Source organism: Paenibacillus bouchesdurhonensis (genome assembly GCF_900155685.1).
Classification (GTDB): domain Bacteria; phylum Bacillota; class Bacilli; order Paenibacillales; family Paenibacillaceae; genus Fontibacillus; species Fontibacillus bouchesdurhonensis.
In genome coordinates, this window is record NZ_LT732548.1 from 3283351 (window position 1) to 3298871 (window position 15521).

At 49.0% G+C, this 15521-nt stretch carries 14 protein-coding genes, 1 pseudogene and 1 riboswitch; of the genes and pseudogenes, 4 read left to right on the top strand and 11 right to left on the bottom strand.

Features of this window, described 5'->3' with window-relative positions; translation table 11 throughout:
• Positions 1-128: 128 nt before the first annotated feature.
• From CZ379_RS18750 to CZ379_RS18785, 8 genes are all read right to left on the bottom strand, one after another.
• Positions 129-842, bottom strand: coding sequence for an MgtC/SapB family protein (locus CZ379_RS18750; RefSeq protein ID WP_110933012.1), 714 nt, complete (start codon positions 840-842; stop codon positions 129-131).
• A gap of 140 nt (positions 843-982) precedes the next feature.
• Positions 983-3289, bottom strand: a complete 2307-nt coding sequence (gene metE, locus CZ379_RS18755; protein WP_110933013.1) for a 5-methyltetrahydropteroyltriglutamate--homocysteine S-methyltransferase — start codon at positions 3287-3289, stop codon at positions 983-985.
• Between the two features lie 132 nt (positions 3290-3421).
• Positions 3422-3618, bottom strand: a riboswitch (cobalamin riboswitch).
• Between the two features lie 94 nt (positions 3619-3712).
• Positions 3713-4072, bottom strand: a complete 360-nt coding sequence (locus CZ379_RS18760) for a replication termination protein (RefSeq protein WP_110933014.1) — start codon at positions 4070-4072, stop codon at positions 3713-3715.
• Between the two features lie 198 nt (positions 4073-4270).
• On the bottom strand, positions 4271-4912 hold the full coding sequence (locus tag CZ379_RS18765; protein WP_110933015.1) for a response regulator: 642 nt from the start codon (positions 4910-4912) through the stop codon (positions 4271-4273).
• Positions 4913-5114: 202 nt separating this feature from the next.
• On the bottom strand, positions 5115-7640 hold the full coding sequence (hrpB, locus tag CZ379_RS18770) for an ATP-dependent helicase HrpB (RefSeq protein ID WP_110933016.1): 2526 nt from the start codon (positions 7638-7640) through the stop codon (positions 5115-5117).
• Between the two features lie 126 nt (positions 7641-7766).
• Positions 7767-8573: an SDR family oxidoreductase gene (locus tag CZ379_RS18775; protein ID WP_110933017.1), complete on the bottom strand. Its 807-nt coding sequence runs from the start codon at positions 8571-8573 to the stop codon at positions 7767-7769.
• Between the two features lie 152 nt (positions 8574-8725).
• The gene (locus CZ379_RS18780; protein WP_110933018.1) at positions 8726-8920 is read right to left on the bottom strand and encodes an SH3 domain-containing protein; all 195 of its coding nucleotides are present in this window, start codon (positions 8918-8920) and stop codon (positions 8726-8728) included.
• A 22-nt stretch (positions 8921-8942) separates the two neighbouring features.
• Complete coding sequence (locus tag CZ379_RS18785; protein ID WP_110933019.1) at positions 8943-9779, bottom strand: hypothetical protein; 837 nt, start codon at positions 9777-9779, stop codon at positions 8943-8945.
• Between the two features lie 474 nt (positions 9780-10253).
• Between CZ379_RS18785 and CZ379_RS18790 the strand changes: the two genes are divergently transcribed.
• On the top strand, positions 10254-10493 hold the full coding sequence (locus CZ379_RS18790; RefSeq protein WP_110933020.1) for a hypothetical protein: 240 nt from the start codon (positions 10254-10256) through the stop codon (positions 10491-10493).
• Positions 10494-10589: 96 nt separating this feature from the next.
• Here the strand turns inward: CZ379_RS18790 and CZ379_RS26295 are convergent, their stop codons facing one another.
• Together CZ379_RS26295 and CZ379_RS26755 are read right to left on the bottom strand one after the other, a co-directional pair.
• Positions 10590-10730, bottom strand: a complete 141-nt coding sequence (locus CZ379_RS26295; protein ID WP_199925682.1) for a hypothetical protein — start codon at positions 10728-10730, stop codon at positions 10590-10592.
• A gap of 189 nt (positions 10731-10919) precedes the next feature.
• A pseudogene (locus CZ379_RS26755) lies at positions 10920-11273 on the bottom strand (MFS transporter); the annotation flags it as partial.
• A gap of 73 nt (positions 11274-11346) precedes the next feature.
• On the opposite strand from CZ379_RS26755, the gene CZ379_RS18800 reads away from it, so the two are divergent.
• The 3 genes from CZ379_RS18800 (at position 11347) to CZ379_RS18810 (ending at position 13697) form a co-directional block, all read left to right on the top strand.
• Positions 11347-12132, top strand: a complete 786-nt coding sequence (locus CZ379_RS18800; protein ID WP_110933021.1) for an alpha/beta hydrolase — start codon at positions 11347-11349, stop codon at positions 12130-12132.
• 124 nt (positions 12133-12256) lie between these two features.
• Complete coding sequence (locus CZ379_RS18805; protein WP_110933022.1) at positions 12257-13243, top strand: YpdA family putative bacillithiol disulfide reductase; 987 nt, start codon at positions 12257-12259, stop codon at positions 13241-13243.
• A 1-nt stretch (position 13244) separates the two neighbouring features.
• Positions 13245-13697: a DUF441 domain-containing protein gene (locus CZ379_RS18810; protein ID WP_110933023.1), complete on the top strand. Its 453-nt coding sequence runs from the start codon at positions 13245-13247 to the stop codon at positions 13695-13697.
• A gap of 73 nt (positions 13698-13770) precedes the next feature.
• Here the strand turns inward: CZ379_RS18810 and CZ379_RS18815 are convergent, their stop codons facing one another.
• The gene (locus CZ379_RS18815) at positions 13771-15519 is read right to left on the bottom strand and encodes an ABC transporter ATP-binding protein (protein ID WP_110933024.1); all 1749 of its coding nucleotides are present in this window, start codon (positions 15517-15519) and stop codon (positions 13771-13773) included.
• Positions 15520-15521: the final 2 nt, after the last annotated feature.

A 15521-nucleotide genomic window follows, 5' to 3' on the forward strand; every position in this document is an offset into this window, starting at 1 on the left:
CAATAATCCATCCTTTTAGGTGGTTTTTCAAAAATCTAAAGCAGTTCTATCATATCACGGTCTAAACACGTAGTTATGAATAAAAGGTTAATAAAAGAACGGATTAATATATTGGAAAGTTACTTAAGCTACAAATTTTCCACTTCAACACTGATGACATGTTCTATTTTTCGAATAAAATGATATATCTCCGTTGTATACTCACGCTCCGAAGCGGAAATCACCATGTCGATCCGTTGTCGTCCTTCCTCTAAATCTTTAATCTTCAGACGGCGAATGCGATGACGATTCCATTTGGCCTCAGGCCCCTTCTCATCCTTCCTTTCAATAATTCGGATAAGGTCAGTGACATTGCCGCGATCCTCCATCACGATTTTGACGGAAACGTCACGTTGATTCAATTTATATGGCCCAAGCCATTTGATCATATAAGGAACGAAATTGACCGCTAAGATGAGCAGTATCACCGCAAGCGCCGCCTCCAGATAAAAGCCCGCCCCGATGGCAATGCCGATGCCCGAAGCCGCCCAAATCATCGCTGCCGATGTCAGACCGGAAATCCCCTCATTGCTTCTACGCAGAATCACCCCTGCCCCAAGAAAACCAATCCCGCTGACAATTTGCGCAGCTAAACGCATCGGGTCCATATTCGGATGATCCGGACCGGCGAATTTGGCAAATGATTGGATGGATACGATGGTCACCAAACAACTGGCGATGCAGATAACCATACTGGTCTTAATGCCTAGTGGCTTTTGTTTCAATTGACGATCAATGCCAATGAATAAGCCGAACAGCAATGCGATAATCAGCTTTAATATAATTTCCCATTCCAGTAACATTCATGATCTCCTCCTGCATATAGAGAGAGTATAAGTGCTTTTGCTATATTTATGCAACACAATAAGACTACCCAGCAGGTTATTATTAACCCATTCAAGGTAGTCTTATTGTTCACTTATTTATAATAAGAACCCGCGAATTAAATTGTACTGGTTACGGACTCTTTGGCACGGTATTGCTGGGCAGCAAGCACCATATTTCTCAAAGACTGCACCGTCTCTTCAACCCCACGTGTCTTAAGGCCGCAGTCTGGATTAATCCAGAACAGCTCGGGATCCAGCACTTGGAGCGCACGATCGAGCATGGAGGTCATTTCCTCAACCGACGGCACTCGCGGACTGTGGATGTCATATACGCCAAGGCCGATGCCTAAATCATACGTATGCTCTTCAAAGCTGTGAACTAGCTCGCCGTGGCTGCGTGAGGTCTCGATGGAGATGACATCCGCATCCAAAGCCCGAATGGAATCAATAATGTCATGGAACTCGCAGTAGCACATATGAGTGTGAATTTGCGTCGTATCCCGGATCGTCGATGTCGTGACGCGGAACGCTTTGACCGACCAATCCAGGTATTTATTCCAATCCTCACGCTTCAGCGGAAGCCCTTCGCGCAGTGCCGGCTCGTCTACCTGAATCATCTCAATACCTGCCTGCTCTAGTGCTTCAACCTCTTTACGCAGTGCCAGCGCGATTTGATATGCCACCTGCTCCCGCGGCAAATCACTGCGCACGAAGGACCAGTTCAGAATCGTAATTGGGCCCGTCAGCATTCCCTTTACCGGCTTGTCCGTCAAAGACTGCGCATACTCGGTCTCTTTCACCGTCATCGCTTGATCGAAATCAACATCCCCGTAGATGACAGGCGGTTTCACACAGCGCGTACCGTAGGATTGAACCCAGCCGCCTTTAGTAAAGGCGAAGCCCGGCAATTTCTCACCGAAGAATTCTACCATATCGGTTCTTTCAAATTCACCGTGCACCAGCACATCGATGCCGATTTCCTCCTGCAATGAAATCCACTTCTGGATATGTTCCTTAATAAAGGAATCATACTTCTCCTGGCTCCACTCGCCTTTGCGCCATTTCTGGCGGGCTGAACGCACTTCTGCCGTTTGTGGGAAACTGCCGATCGTCGTTGTCGGAAGGAAAGGCAGATGCCATTTCTCCTTCTGCTTCTTACGGCGAATCGCGAACTCGCTATTTCTAGTCACAGGTTCCGTGGAAATTTTCTGAACCGCAGCCGATACGCTTGCCCGGTTCCGTGCCGGATCTTTAGCCAGATTCTCCAGAGCGATGCGATTATTTTCAAATGCGGACTTAACACTTTCGATGCCTTGAATAGCTGCTCTGCTTAACGCGACGATCTCGTCCAGTTTCTCCTCTGCAAAGGACAAAGCCTCACGAAGCGCTGGCTCTAAAGCCTGCTCCTGCTTGGCAGATACAGGGACATGCAGTAAGCTGCAGGACGGCTGAACGATAACGTCCGCATCTGGGACTAAGGATATAATCTCTTGCAGCAGTTCAGCCTGCCGATACAGATCAGTTCTCCATATATTGCGGCCATCAACGACCCCGGCTCCTAGACTCTTGCCTTGTGGGAACCCGAATTTGCGAAGAGAGGCAAGGTTGGCCTCTCCGCCATGAATGAAATCCAAGCCAATGCCTGCCACAGGCAATGAAACGACATCCTCGTAACGATCAACCGCTTCAAAATACGTTTGCAAAAGAATCGAAATTCCCGGAACATCCCGTTGAATCGTATCATAAATCGCTTTGACTCGCGCGACATCTTCGCTGGTTACTGAAGTCACTAAAGATGGCTCGTCGATTTGAACCCAAGCGACGCCTTCTGCAGTCAGCTCTTTTAAAACTTGTACATATAAAGGCAGAAGCAGGCTTACCCAGTGATCCCATTCCGTAGCTTCATTGAAGCCCTTCGATAATTTAAGGAAAGAATACAATCCAATCAGTACTGGTCTGCCTTCAATGCCCAGCTTTTCCTTTGCCTCTCGGTATGCTGCAAGCGGTCGATTGACCGTGAGCTGCGGCTGTCGTGCGCCAAGCTCAGGAACGATATAATGATAGTTCGTGTTAAACCACTTCGTCATCTCGCTGGCCGTCGCTTCTTTATTTCCCCGAGCGATTGCATAGTATGTTTCCATTGGCACTTCGCCGCCGCTATACGTAAACCGCTCCGGTACTAGACCAAACATAACGGCCATATCCAAGACATGGTCATAATACGTAAAATCTCCTACGGGAATAACCTCAACGCCTTGATCCTGCTGCTGCTGTAAATTATTGAGCCGGATTTGCGCCAGCTGCTCATGCAGTTCTTTCTCTTCTAACTTGCCCGCCCAATAGGCTTCAATCGTTTTCTTCCATTCCCGCTGTCCACCGATTCTCGGATAGCCTAAATTTCCGCTTTTAACAGTATGACTCATTGTTTTTTCCTCCCTAGTGTATGTTTATTCAACAACAAAAAAGTCCCCTATAGCTGGAATGGCTAAAGAGGACCTTCGTCATGACTTGCGATGGCTCGAATCTTTAACACCTCCCTATCTCCCGTAGGTACAGCAGTGCTGGCAGAACAGGCAGGTCTCCTGGCTTCAGAATCACAGCTGGACAGCAGCCTTCCCAATGAATGATCATCAGTGGCACTATCGCTTCCAGCTCCTCTGTTACAGTGGCGGGACCGCGCCGGTATTACACCGGACTTCCCTTTTAAGCTTCAATCGTTTTCGACTAAAGCACCTGTTCCACAATATTCGGTTATGAATATACAATTTATGTTACTTCAAGTCGACAAATAATACAATACAAATCGGATTAGTTGTAGAATAATTATGCAAACAGATGCAAGAATTTTAGTAATTATCGGCTACTGCCTTATTCAGCATTCCGATGCAGCGGTCTAAATCGGCTTTGACTTGCTTTTTATATAATTCGGCCTTCTCATAACCATCATCAGTGAAATAATAAAGGACGATTTCTTGGAAATCAACCGCAGGGTCATTCCCTTTCAATTGCTTCGTCCGGTAAAGCACTCCTTCTTGCACCAGTTCATGAAGCGCCCGATAAATTTCACTCTGCGGAGGAATGTAGCCGAATGGCTTAAACTCCTCTTTCAACTCTTCAAGCATCTGGTAGCCATAGCCTTTGCGCTCTTCTACCATCGTGATTAAATACAGCTTGATATAAGCCCGCTGCGCGATCATAAAAGCCATTCTCTCACCTCCTGCTCTCACTTTACAAGTATAGAGCAGTTATGAATTTTTCACAACAGGGGGTCAATTGCCCTTTGATACGATTTGAATAGCTGCTAAGGACGAGGATAGCAGAAGGAATTGGCGATCGAAGCAAAGGAATTAATTTTGTGCTTTTTATTGTGAATTTTTCATATATTGAAATATTGTAATTAGGGGCTAACGGTCGATCCAGCCTTGCTCCATTGCGTACCTCGTCAACTGTACACGATTTTCCAAATGCAATTTTTGCAAGATATTTTTCAGATGATTTTTCACCGTTTGATCGGAAATTTGTAATTCCTTAGCGATTTCTCGATTGGTCATCCCTTTCGCCACCCAATCCAAAATTTCACGCTCGCGGCTCGTAAGAGGATGATCGTCGTTGTTATTCTTCTTAGATAGCGGGAACTCTTGCAAAATCCGGTAGGCCAACTCGCTGGACAACGGCGCTTCATCGCTGGCAACCGCCCGTAAATATTGAAGCCAGGTGCCCGGCTCCAGATTTTTGAGCAAATAACCCTGCGCCCCTTGCTTCAGCGCTTCAAATAAATGAGCGGCATCATCCGAAACGGTAATAAGCACAATTTTGACGTAGGGATATTTCAGCTTGATTTCTCTCGTTGTCTCCAGACCATCTTTTCCCGGCATATGAATATCCATCAGAATAAGATCAGGCATCCATAATTCCGTTTGTAGCAGGGCTTCTTCCCCATTTTCTGCATAGCCGATGATTTCAAAGCTCTCGTCATCCGATAAAATTTCACCGATAGCCTCACGAGCGTGCGGATGGTCGTCAACGACTAAAACTCTAATCTTCATGGCCCAATCTCCTTTATAATGATGATAAAAGTATAGTTGGCATACTCCACAGAATATACGCCATAGCCAAAAAACTGACAAGTGCATGACACTTCACTTGGATAAATGTCTTCAGGAATCGCAAAGAGCAGAACGAGGTTTATTCGCTCTGCTCTAAAGTCCGAAGATATCGGTGCTTTTGCCTAACTAGTGATCTTCGCTATTATTTTGGACGCACCCTCCGTGTCGCCGTGGCCAGAAGCGGGTCCTCCGGCCAATAATGCTTAGGATAACGGCCCTTCAAATCCTTCTTCACTTCAAAATACGCATTGTGCCAAAAGCTGCGCAAGTCAGCTGTAACCTGCACAGGCCGACCTGCCGGAGAGAGCAGATGCATAATAATCGCAACCGCCCCATAGCCGATGCGCGGGGTATCCAGCATACCGAACACTTCCTGCAAGCGAACCGCTGCATACGGCGCTTCCCCCTGGTCATAGTGAATCAGGATTTTGGAGCCGCTCGGTACAGTCAAATGTGTCGGCGCTTCAGTATTTAATTCTTGGCGAAGCTCCCAGCCCAATTCACTCTCCAAAATCGACAAAAGAGATAGAGCTTGCAAATCCGAGCGTTTGCGAAAATTTGCAATATATGGCGCCAGCCATTCCTCGGCTCGCTCAGCCAGTACAGCATCCGACCAATCCGGCCACCGCTCGCTTTGCTTGCGTAAAAAGCCGACGCGAGCCTGCAGTTGACGAGCCTTATCATTCCAAGGCAGAATCTGAACACCCTGCGAAGATACGGCAGCCAATATGGCCTTTGTGAAATCCTCAGCCGCAGGCTGCACCGGTCGATCTTTGATCACAAGCGCTCCCAGCGTCTCCCGTAGACGAACGCGAACCGTCCCGGCTTCCTCGTCCCATTCCGCCAGTCGCTCTTCCTTCATATACTCGCCATAATGCTCCGCCAAATCCGCTATTTCCAATGGAGCAGCCAGCAAAATACGCCCTTCTGCTCCCTCGTCATCTACCTCGGCAATGGCGAGGTATGGAGCTTCTCCTAGTGGCTGCTTCCTTGCGAACATCGCCCCGCGGCCGCTGCGGAGCAAATATCTGCCATCCGCCCTACGCCCCGCAATGCGATCCGGATAAGCAAAAGATATAAGGATTCCGCAAGCCAGATACCCTTTATTGTCGCCAGAGCCTGCGGGGCTCTCCTGCTCCTTGATTCCCAGCCTCCGCTCATACTGTCCGCTCATAGCGATAATCCGCTGAATGTCTCGTTCCTCGGCCGAATGGACCGGCATGCCACGCTGTTTATGAGTGCCCTCCAAATTCATCAGTAAAGCCAGTCGACTGCGAATATCACAATCTTCTCCGACCGCCGCAGAGCCTCTAAACAAATCCCGTTCTTCCAGCAAAGCAGCCAGCAGGCAAGCCGGTTTGCCAAGACCTAGTTGCGCAGCCTTGAGCAGCATATGCGCCAAGCGGGGATGAAGTCCAAGCTCGGCCATCCTGCGGCCGTGCTCGGTAATTCGCCCATCTCCATCCAGCGCCCCGAGCTGCCCAAGCAGCCGCAGAGCTTGCCGATACGGTCCCGCTGGCGGCGGATCAAGCCAAGCGAGCTCCTCGGGCGAGCTTGCACCCCAGGCCGCGAGCTCCAAGGCCAGCGGCGTTAGATCCGCCTCCAGCATCTCCGGCGCGGTGCGCTCTGGCAGCAGCCGATCCTCCGCTTCGCTCCATAGGCGGTAGCACCCGCCGGGAGCCGTGCGCCCGGCTCGACCCCGCCGCTGATCGGCAGAATCCCGGGCCGCGCGCACAGTTACGAGCCGGCTCATGCCGGTGCGCGGAGAGAACAGCGCCGTGCGCCGCAGACCACTGTCGATCACCACCGTCACGCCTTCAATCGTCAGGCTCGACTCCGCGATCGACGTGGCAAGCACCACCTTGCGCTTGCCCGTCGGCGCTGCCGCTATAGCCCGCTGCTGCTGCTGCGCAGGCAGCGCGCCGTATAGCGGCGTAACGAGCACGCCGCTGGGCACCGTGGGTGCCAGCGCCCGCTCCACCCGGCGAATTTCCTTTGCGCCGGGCAAAAAAACAAGCAAGCTCCCCTCATGGCGCTCAAGCGCGCTGCGTACCGCGCGCGTCACCGTTTGCTCTAAGGGAGCTTGGCTTGCGGGAGCGTCGGCGTACCTGGTCTCCACCGGGTACGCCCGCCCTTGGCTGCGGATCACAGCCGCCCCGCCCAACAGCGTGACCAGCGGCTCCGCATTTAACGTCGCCGACATGACGAGCAGCCGCAAATCATTGCGGAGCAGCTCATGGCTTTGCAGCGCCAACGCCAATCCGATATCGCCATGCAAATTCCGTTCGTGGAACTCGTCAAAAATAATGAGTCCAACCCCCATCAAGGCCGGATCATGCTGGAGCATCCGCGTCAGGATGCCCTCCGTCACAACCGTTATCCTCGTTCGTCCCGATACTTTGCTCTCCGTTCTTATCCGATAGCCCACGGTTTGCCCAACAGGCTCGCCGAGCTGCTGAGCCATATAAATCGCCGCAGAGCGTGCTGCCAGGCGCCGCGGCTCCAGCAAGACGATGGCCTGTCCTTTCAGCCAAGGCTCATGGAGCAGCTCAAGCGGCGTGCGCGTCGTCTTGCCCGCACCCGGTTCCGCAAGCAGAATCGCCATATTAGCCGACTCCAAACAAGCTTTCAGTTCTGGTATAACCTCATCAATTGGAAGCGTAGTCATCCTCTTCTCCTTCAATAGAAAAACGTCTATCGACATTTTAGCACACAGACCTCGTTTGTCCTACAGCAGCACAAAGCCCTGTCCCTTGACGATGCGCCAAGTGGGACAGGGCTTCCTTGGGTTTAACTATAACAGAGATTCCGCTCCATCAATTACGATCCGGGCTCCGGTAATATGCACCGATTCATCGGAAGCGAGAAACGCTACCAAATCGGCCACGTTCTCCGGCTGCCCAGGCCCCTCTGCCAGAGGCTGCGCCCCTTCCGGGTATTCGACAGGAATAATAATCCCCTCCAGCTCCTCGCTTACCTCAGATGTGGAGTCAATGTTCGTCGCGATTGCCCCGGGGCAGATGACATTGACGCGAATTTTAAATTTCGCCAGCTCCAAGGCAAGCATTTTGGCGAAGGCTACCTGTCCCGCCTTAGTCGTGCTGTAAGCCGACATCCCAAATCCGGAAAAACGGTCGTTTCCATTGATCGAGCTCGTAATAATAATACTTCCGCCGCCCTGTTTTTTTAGAAAAGGCACGGCATGCTTAACGGTAAGAAAAGTCCCGTTTAAATTAATGCCTAGCGTGCGCTGCCAATCTTCAAACAACATTTCTTCCACCGGGGCCAGCGTGCCGTTAATTCCTGCATTGGCAAACACGATATCGATCCGGCCAAATTGCTCCGCCACTTCCCCCACCGCTTGCTCCATGCGCACGGGATCAGATACGTCGACGTCAAAGGAGCGTGACACCCCCCGATAAATATGATTGATTTGATGCTCTGTACTGCGCGTACGATCATCTATCAAATCAAACAGAGCTACTTTCGCTCCCTCTCTGGCCAATTTAATGGCAGCTGCCTTTCCGATTCCGGAACCCGCCCCCGTAACAATTGCGGTCTTTCCTTGAAACCGAAGTTGATTACCCTGCTTATCCGTCATGAAGGTCACACTCCTACTGGAATTTTGGGTTGAGTGATAAGATAAGACATGCCAGCTCATTTCTTCCGCTCTGCCGTCTGTTTCAAGATTACCCAAAATAGGGTGTGATTTAATCACCGGACAAGCAAATTAACATTGAAACAACATAAAATTTACCAACCAATAAATTGAATGATGGCTAATAAAACAAGTCCCAGAATCATTAGTCCAGCAATCGTCAGAAAGCCGGCTAAAAACCAACGAACATAGCTGCCGCGCTTAGGCGCTTCATAATACTGGCTAACCTGCTCTTCCAGCCGCGCGACCCGTTCCTTCAACTCCGCAAGCTCGAAATCAAGTCGGCTCAATTTTGATCCTCCCTAAAATGAACTACTGACTGCGTCCCGCATAACCGCAGGGCTCTTGAAACCAGTGCAGCAGCATTTCTTTAAATTGATCCTTCTGCGTGGGGGTAGCGATAAGCCAGTCCTCATCCACCTTCGTGCTGGAGCGGAGCAACCAATTGATCGAATGATTGTTAATAAACTGCGCTTGCTGAGACTCCCACTGATCCCCATTCCAGGCAAAAAAACGAATATCTCCCCTAGCCACTTGAGTCTTCAAGCACTTAGCCAGCGAGATAACACCCTCCTGATCATCCGTGATCTTCAGCAGCTCCACCATGACATCCTCTATATCCAGATAATCCAATTGCCGGACAATTTCCTCAAACTGCCGCCTGGACAGCATGAGTGCAGGCAGCTCGCCAGGGCAATGCGCATTCCACATCATATTCCCCGCCAAGCTTCCGCACACATTGTGCACCTCGCTGATTTCGTCCAACTGGTGCAGCCTCGGATTATCCTTGGATCTTTCCACTTTGACAACGTACTCATCCGCAATATGTAGAAATTGTTCATACATTTCGGTTCCCTTGCGAAATTTTACCCAACAGGCTTTCTCTGCCAAGGAAACGGCTACAAGAGATGACATGACATGCATGGGCATCGTCAGCACATCCTCGCTTCCGCGAGGCGTTAGATAGCCTTTTTTGATCAAGGATTCTCGGACAAGATCCGAGTCCTCATCCGGCTCATTCAATAGAAATCCGCGAAAGGGATCTTCCTTGCCCATCATACGGTTCGCTCCGAGCAGATCGGTTAAATAGATCAATTCTTTGGACTCCAGCGTAACCACTCCACTCGGGGAAGCATCCGCAATTAACATCTGCCCACCTCCTCAACTTATCGGGTATGACTCGTTAATCCTATATTTTCTATCCAACTCGATTGAAATCAGTACTACTAACCTAGGAATGTTTGCAGGGTTAAGCGTAACTTAAATTTCACGCAAATTTCACGCAATACCATTAACCCTTTTTCCAAAATTTGAAACACTCCTTACAGTTTTGTCATAATCTCAACATTATCATACCACTATTTGTATCATATTTGCTCGGAATAATTTGGTAATCTATTACAATATACCCATAAAAATAGGAGTATGATCTTAACTTTTTAGCTGTTTTGAAACTTTTCTGCCCTCTTTTTCGTAAGTAAAATAGAAAAAACCAAGAAAATATTTTTTCTTTTTTGTGAAAATATCATCAAAGATTAATTGAATTATAATGTTTTCTTAATCTATTTTTAAGTTTTCTGCTTTACAATATGTACTATGAAACCACTGTAAGAGGTGATTCGCATGAAAATACTTATTAACTTCCAAGACAATTTGGTACCTGTTTATTTCAATGTCGATAGCAAGCAGCCGATTCAACGGACGCTCAAGCTGCTGACTAACGCACTGGAGAACAAGTTCAATAATGGTAAACAAGCTTTGAAGAAATGCCTGAACTCGCTAATCAGTATTGAAATCGAAGGCTCAGAAGCTATATTGCACAGCAAAAGTGAATATGACTCCTTGGCGCTTTCTCTCTATTAATATTCTCTCTATAAACTTCTAATGCTTGCTTACTTCATTTTGTTTATGCTCTCCTATTTTTCAATGGAATGGAAGAATAGAGGCCCGAAGCAACGGCTACTCAACTGCCGACTTCAGGGCCTCTTCTTCGTGCCAAGCTTTCTCAACTCGAATCATAAACAAGCGGAGCAGATTTTTCTTCATTGGCTGGTAGGTACAGGTTTGCAGTTTTTTTAATATAAACCGGTCGATCGCCATATCCTCCTCCCCTTCACGCGCTACTCACAGCGGAACCAGGAATAAATTCCCTGACCCTTAATGGTTATTTAACCCAAATGGAACAGATTAAACTCAAACTGCCGAGGAGCTTTTGCCTGAAGGACTGCTGATCCTTGACCTTGGCTTAAATTTTAGCATGACCGCCGTTGGTAAGAAGCAAGCCGTTTACCCTACCAATGGGCCGATAATGCCGCCTGCCGCCCCTGCGGTAGACATGATGCCGAGCGAGAACCCGACTTTTTTCTATGGAGTATTTGTCGCAATCATGCAATGGCTGAAGGAACATAACCGGATAATAATCCGGTAAGAATACGAACAAGAACTAACTCCTATGGATTTCTGACAAAGGCGTTCAACACGTACACCAAACAAAGAGCAAAGCCCGAGCGAAGCAGCATCGGCTTCCTGCCGTATTTGTCCGAGAGCGATCAAAAGGGAGCGATTAGCTCACTCGCCAAAAAGTATACCGTAGGTAAAGCCTGACCATATCGTCAAATGATCGGAATGTACCACTTTACCCATATTTCGATGATCTGTAATCTAGAGGATAATGTTATAATTTTTTTAAGATTATTTCTAAAAAGGAGCTAATACGATGGCTTTAATTCAATGCCGATTTTTCTCTGAGGTACTAGGTCTTTCCACTTCCATGACAGTCATATTGCCACAGCGGGCCAAATCGCAAATCGGGATGGGCAGCAGCGAGATATCCGGCCCATTTCCCACCTTATATTTGCTGCACGGCTTGTCTGATGATGATTCAATATGGCTCCGCCGCACATCGATAGAGCGATACGTATCCGAGCTTGGGCTCGCCGTCATTATGCCGCAGGTCGATGTTAGCTTTTATACGGACATGAATGCGGGTAAACGCTACTGGACGTTTATCAGCGAGGAGCTTCCTTACATATGCCGTTCGTTCTTTCCCTTATCCGAGCGCCGCGAGGATACTTTTGTAGCTGGCCTATCGATGGGCGGGTACGGCGCCTTCAAGCTCGCCCTGAGAAAACCTGACGTGTTTAGCGCAGCTGCTAGCCTGTCCGGCGCCTTGGACGTATCCGTCAACCGAATTGACGAAGTAAGGCGTTCGATCGACGATCAGTCTTTGTATCGGCATATCTTCGGGCCTCAAGGCCCCCAAGGTACGGAGGATGACCTATTTAAACTGCTAGAAACAGCCGATCCCGAAACTGCGCCGCGTTTATTCCAATGCTGCGGCACCGAGGACTTTCTTTACGATGATAATATTCGATTCCGAGATGCCTGCATAGAGGCCGGGTTTGAGCTCACTTATGAGGAAGGGCCAGGAGCCCATGACTGGGCGTATTGGGATGCGCGTATTCAAGACGTTCTCGCCTGGCTGCCGCTCAGAGACAATTGATCATTTCTCCATCGACTAGTTCTCGCCTTTTGGTTCTGAACATATGGATATTACTTTTTATTTGCTGTAGGATGGTATTGTTTCGACTTACGTCATTTGAACTACATGAACTAGGAGGACTACCATGCAAGACGTCATAATTATCGGTGCTGGTCCTTGCGGACTCTCCGCGGCGATTGAATGCCAAAAAAGAGGATTACATGTCCTTGTGCTGGAGAAGCACTGTCTCGTACACTCCATTTATTCTTACCCAACGCATATGCAATTCTTCAGTACCCCAGAGTTGCTGGAAATCGGCGATATCCCCTTCACGACCCCGAATGAGAAGCCATTCCGCCATGAGGCCTTGGCCTATTATCGTGGAGTTAGCCGACGTTATAATTTACACATTGCTTCCTATGAGGAAGCAACGGAAATCCATCGCCAGCAGGATGGCAGCTTCATCGTGCATTCGGTTACCCGAAGCGGCGAGAATTGGGAGTATCAAGCGCGTAATGTCATCATCTCCACAGGTTATTTCGATCATCCGAACATGCTTGGCATACCTGGGGAAGAGATGGATAAGGTATCCCATTATTTCCAAGAAGCCCACCCGTATGCAGGTACGAAGGTGACGATCATCGGAGGAAGCAATTCCGCGGTCGATGCCGCCCTGGAGTTGATTCGTGTAGATGCCGAGGTTACCATCGTATATCGACGGGACAGTATTTCGGAACAGATCAAGCCATGGGTCAGACCTATCTTTGAAAGCATGGTCAATCGGGGGAAAATCGATCTGCGCTTATCCTCCCGCGTCATTGACATCGGTCAGGATCACGTTATTGTCGAATCGGAACTGGGTCGTGAAAAATTACTGAATGATTTCGTGCTTGCCCTGACTGGTTTTCATCCCGATCGGAAGCTGCTGTTCCAAGCAGGCGTCAAAATGTCTGGAGAAGCGGAGAAGCCGATCTTCAATCCGGAAACGATGGAGAGCAATGTTCCCGGTCTGTATGTTGCTGGCGTTATTGCTTCCGGAAGCAATGCGAATGAAGTTTTCATAGAGACTGGCCGCAAGCATGGCGTGCTGATAGCGGAGCATATTACAGCCTCCAGATCGGATGAGACATAGGATGAGCCAAGTCGATATCACCTCGCTCCTATTGCTCTTCCTCGCGGCGCTGGGTATCTTCAGCAGCAATTTACCGATAACGATAGCGATGATCTTCCTACTGCTAATTCGGGTGCTGCAGCTGCATACGGCGTTTCCATGGCTGGAAAAGTACGGTTTAACTGTGGGGATCATTATTTTGACCATTGGTGTTATGACTCCGGTTGCCAGTGGCAAAATTCCTCTTTCCGTGCTCTGGTCTTCCTTTTTCCATTGGAAATCCCTGCTCGCTATTGCTGTCGGCATGCTCGTTGCCTGGCTTGGCGGACGAGGAGCCCTGCTGATGGGCAACCAGCCGACGATCGTCGCAGGCTTGCTGATCGGTACAGTGCTTGGCGTGGCTTTCTTCAGAGGGGTCCCGGTCGGGCCGCTGATCGCTGCTGGGATATTGTCGCTCTTTATCGGCAAGCTTTAGAAGCCTCGCCCATTTCAATGAAATAGAATCGCCCATGAAGCTAGTACCTAAGCTTCATGGGCGATTTTCACATTTATGGATTCAAATTTTGAATATTGTACAGCTGTGCGTAAACTCCGGCCTTGTCCATCAGTTGATCATGCGTTCCCCGTTCAGCGATGCTGCCGTTCTTCATCACGATAATTTGATCGGCATGGGTGATTGTGGACAGCCGATGAGCGACGATTAAGGTCGTTCGGCTCCTTGAAAGCTGTTGAAGCGACTGCTGTATGAGATGCTCGGATTCCAAATCAAGCGCAGAGGTAGCTTCATCGAGGATCAATATCGGCGGATCTTTCAGAAACACCCGGGCAATGGCAATTCGCTGCTTTTGTCCGCCGGACAGCTTGACTCCTCGTTCCCCTACTTCCGTATCATAGCCATTCGGGAGTTCCATAATGAATTCATGCGCATTCGCCGCCCTGGCTGCTTCGTACACAGCCTCCTCGCTGCTGTCGGGATTGCCGAGCAGGATATTGTCACGAACACTGCCGCTGAACAGAAAATTATCCTGCAGAACCATGCCGATCGAGCCGCGCAAGCTCTCCATCGTCCAATCTTTCACATCCCGTCCGCTCACCGTCAGGCTTCCCTTCTGAATATCATAAAACCGAGGAATCAAGCCAACGAGAGAGGACTTTCCGCCGCCGCTCATCCCGACGAAGGCCACCGTCTGGCCGGGATTGATCTGGATCGTAATATTCTTCAGCACCCATGGATCTTCGATGTGATACTTAAACCATACATTGCGCAGCGCAATGCCGTGGCTTCCCCCCGCTAAAGCTAGAGCGGCTGGCTTATCGACCATATCATAAGGCTCTTCCAGCAATTCAAGCACCCGTTCCCAGGACGCGGAAGCCTGGGTCAGTACGGTGGAGGAGTTGATCAAACGCTTCAGGGGAGAATACAAACGATCTAAATATCCGAAAAAAGCGATGAACGTTCCTAATGTCAAGTTCCCTTGAATCACCTGATAGCCCCCGTAACCGATCACAAGCAGCGGAGCGATGTCTGTCAACGTATTTATGATTGCAAAAGTCCAGGCATTCCAGCGGCTATGGGCTAACGCTTTGTTTAGATAATTTCCGTTAATGCCTTCAAGCTTAGCCTGGTCATGTCTTTCCAAGGCAAAGCTGCGAATGACAGAGATGCCTTGAATTCGCTCGTGAAGATACGCCTGAATCCCTGCAAGGGCTGCGGAGCGATCTTTTGTCAGAATCTTAAGACGTTTGTACAGCACTTTGACCGCAATCGCATAAAGCGGAAATATCGCAATCGCAACAAGAGTGAGCACCGGATCTAAATAGAACATGAACCCCAGCACGAACACAAGCGTAAATGCATCAAGCCACACATTCATCATGCCGACTTCTACGATATTTTTTGTTTGCTCCGCATCATTAATGAAACGGGAGATGATCTCCCCTACTTTAGTATTCTGATAATAGCGAAGCGAAAGCCGCTGCAGGTGGCTGTACAGCTTGTTCCGCAAATCAAATAGTATTTTTGCCGTAATCAGTTGCGCGAAATACTGGCGGGCATATTCCACCGGTCCTCGGACGATTACAAAAAGAAAAAGGGTTACCCCGAGCACGATCATCAGCTGGGATACCTGCTCCTGCAGCCCAATCGTCTTATTTAGCAAAATATCGTCAATGACATATTTCTGCACTAACGGAAGCAATGACGGAATCCCGAATTTTAATACGCCAATAAATAAGGTTAGGATAATCCATTTTGTATATGGTTTAACGAAAACAAAATAAGCTTTCCAATGTTTCAATG

Bases quoted from the DNA above. Each gene is read 5' to 3' on its own strand.
- CZ379_RS18760 (WP_110933014.1), bottom strand. From the start codon at position 4,072: ATGGCTTTTATGATCGCGCAGCGGGCTTATATCAAGCTGTATTTAATC.
- CZ379_RS18775 (WP_110933017.1), bottom strand. From the start codon at position 8,573: ATGACGGATAAGCAGGGTAATCAACTTCGGTTTCAAGGAAAGACCGCA.
- CZ379_RS18800 (WP_110933021.1), top strand. From the start codon at position 11,347: ATGGCTTTAATTCAATGCCGATTTTTCTCTGAGGTACTAGGTCTTTCC.
- CZ379_RS18810 (WP_110933023.1), top strand. From the start codon at position 13,245: ATGAGCCAAGTCGATATCACCTCGCTCCTATTGCTCTTCCTCGCGGCG.
- metE (WP_110933013.1), bottom strand. From the start codon at position 3,289: ATGAGTCATACTGTTAAAAGCGGAAATTTAGGCTATCCGAGAATCGGT.
- CZ379_RS18805 (WP_110933022.1), top strand. From the start codon at position 12,257: ATGCAAGACGTCATAATTATCGGTGCTGGTCCTTGCGGACTCTCCGCG.
- CZ379_RS18785 (WP_110933019.1), bottom strand. From the start codon at position 9,779: ATGTTAATTGCGGATGCTTCCCCGAGTGGAGTGGTTACGCTGGAGTCC.
- CZ379_RS18790 (WP_110933020.1), top strand. From the start codon at position 10,254: ATGAAAATACTTATTAACTTCCAAGACAATTTGGTACCTGTTTATTTC.
- CZ379_RS18750 (WP_110933012.1), bottom strand. From the start codon at position 842: ATGTTACTGGAATGGGAAATTATATTAAAGCTGATTATCGCATTGCTG.
- CZ379_RS18765 (WP_110933015.1), bottom strand. From the start codon at position 4,912: ATGAAGATTAGAGTTTTAGTCGTTGACGACCATCCGCACGCTCGTGAG.
- hrpB (WP_110933016.1), bottom strand. From the start codon at position 7,640: ATGACTACGCTTCCAATTGATGAGGTTATACCAGAACTGAAAGCTTGT.
- CZ379_RS26295 (WP_199925682.1), bottom strand. From the start codon at position 10,730: ATGGCGATCGACCGGTTTATATTAAAAAAACTGCAAACCTGTACCTAC.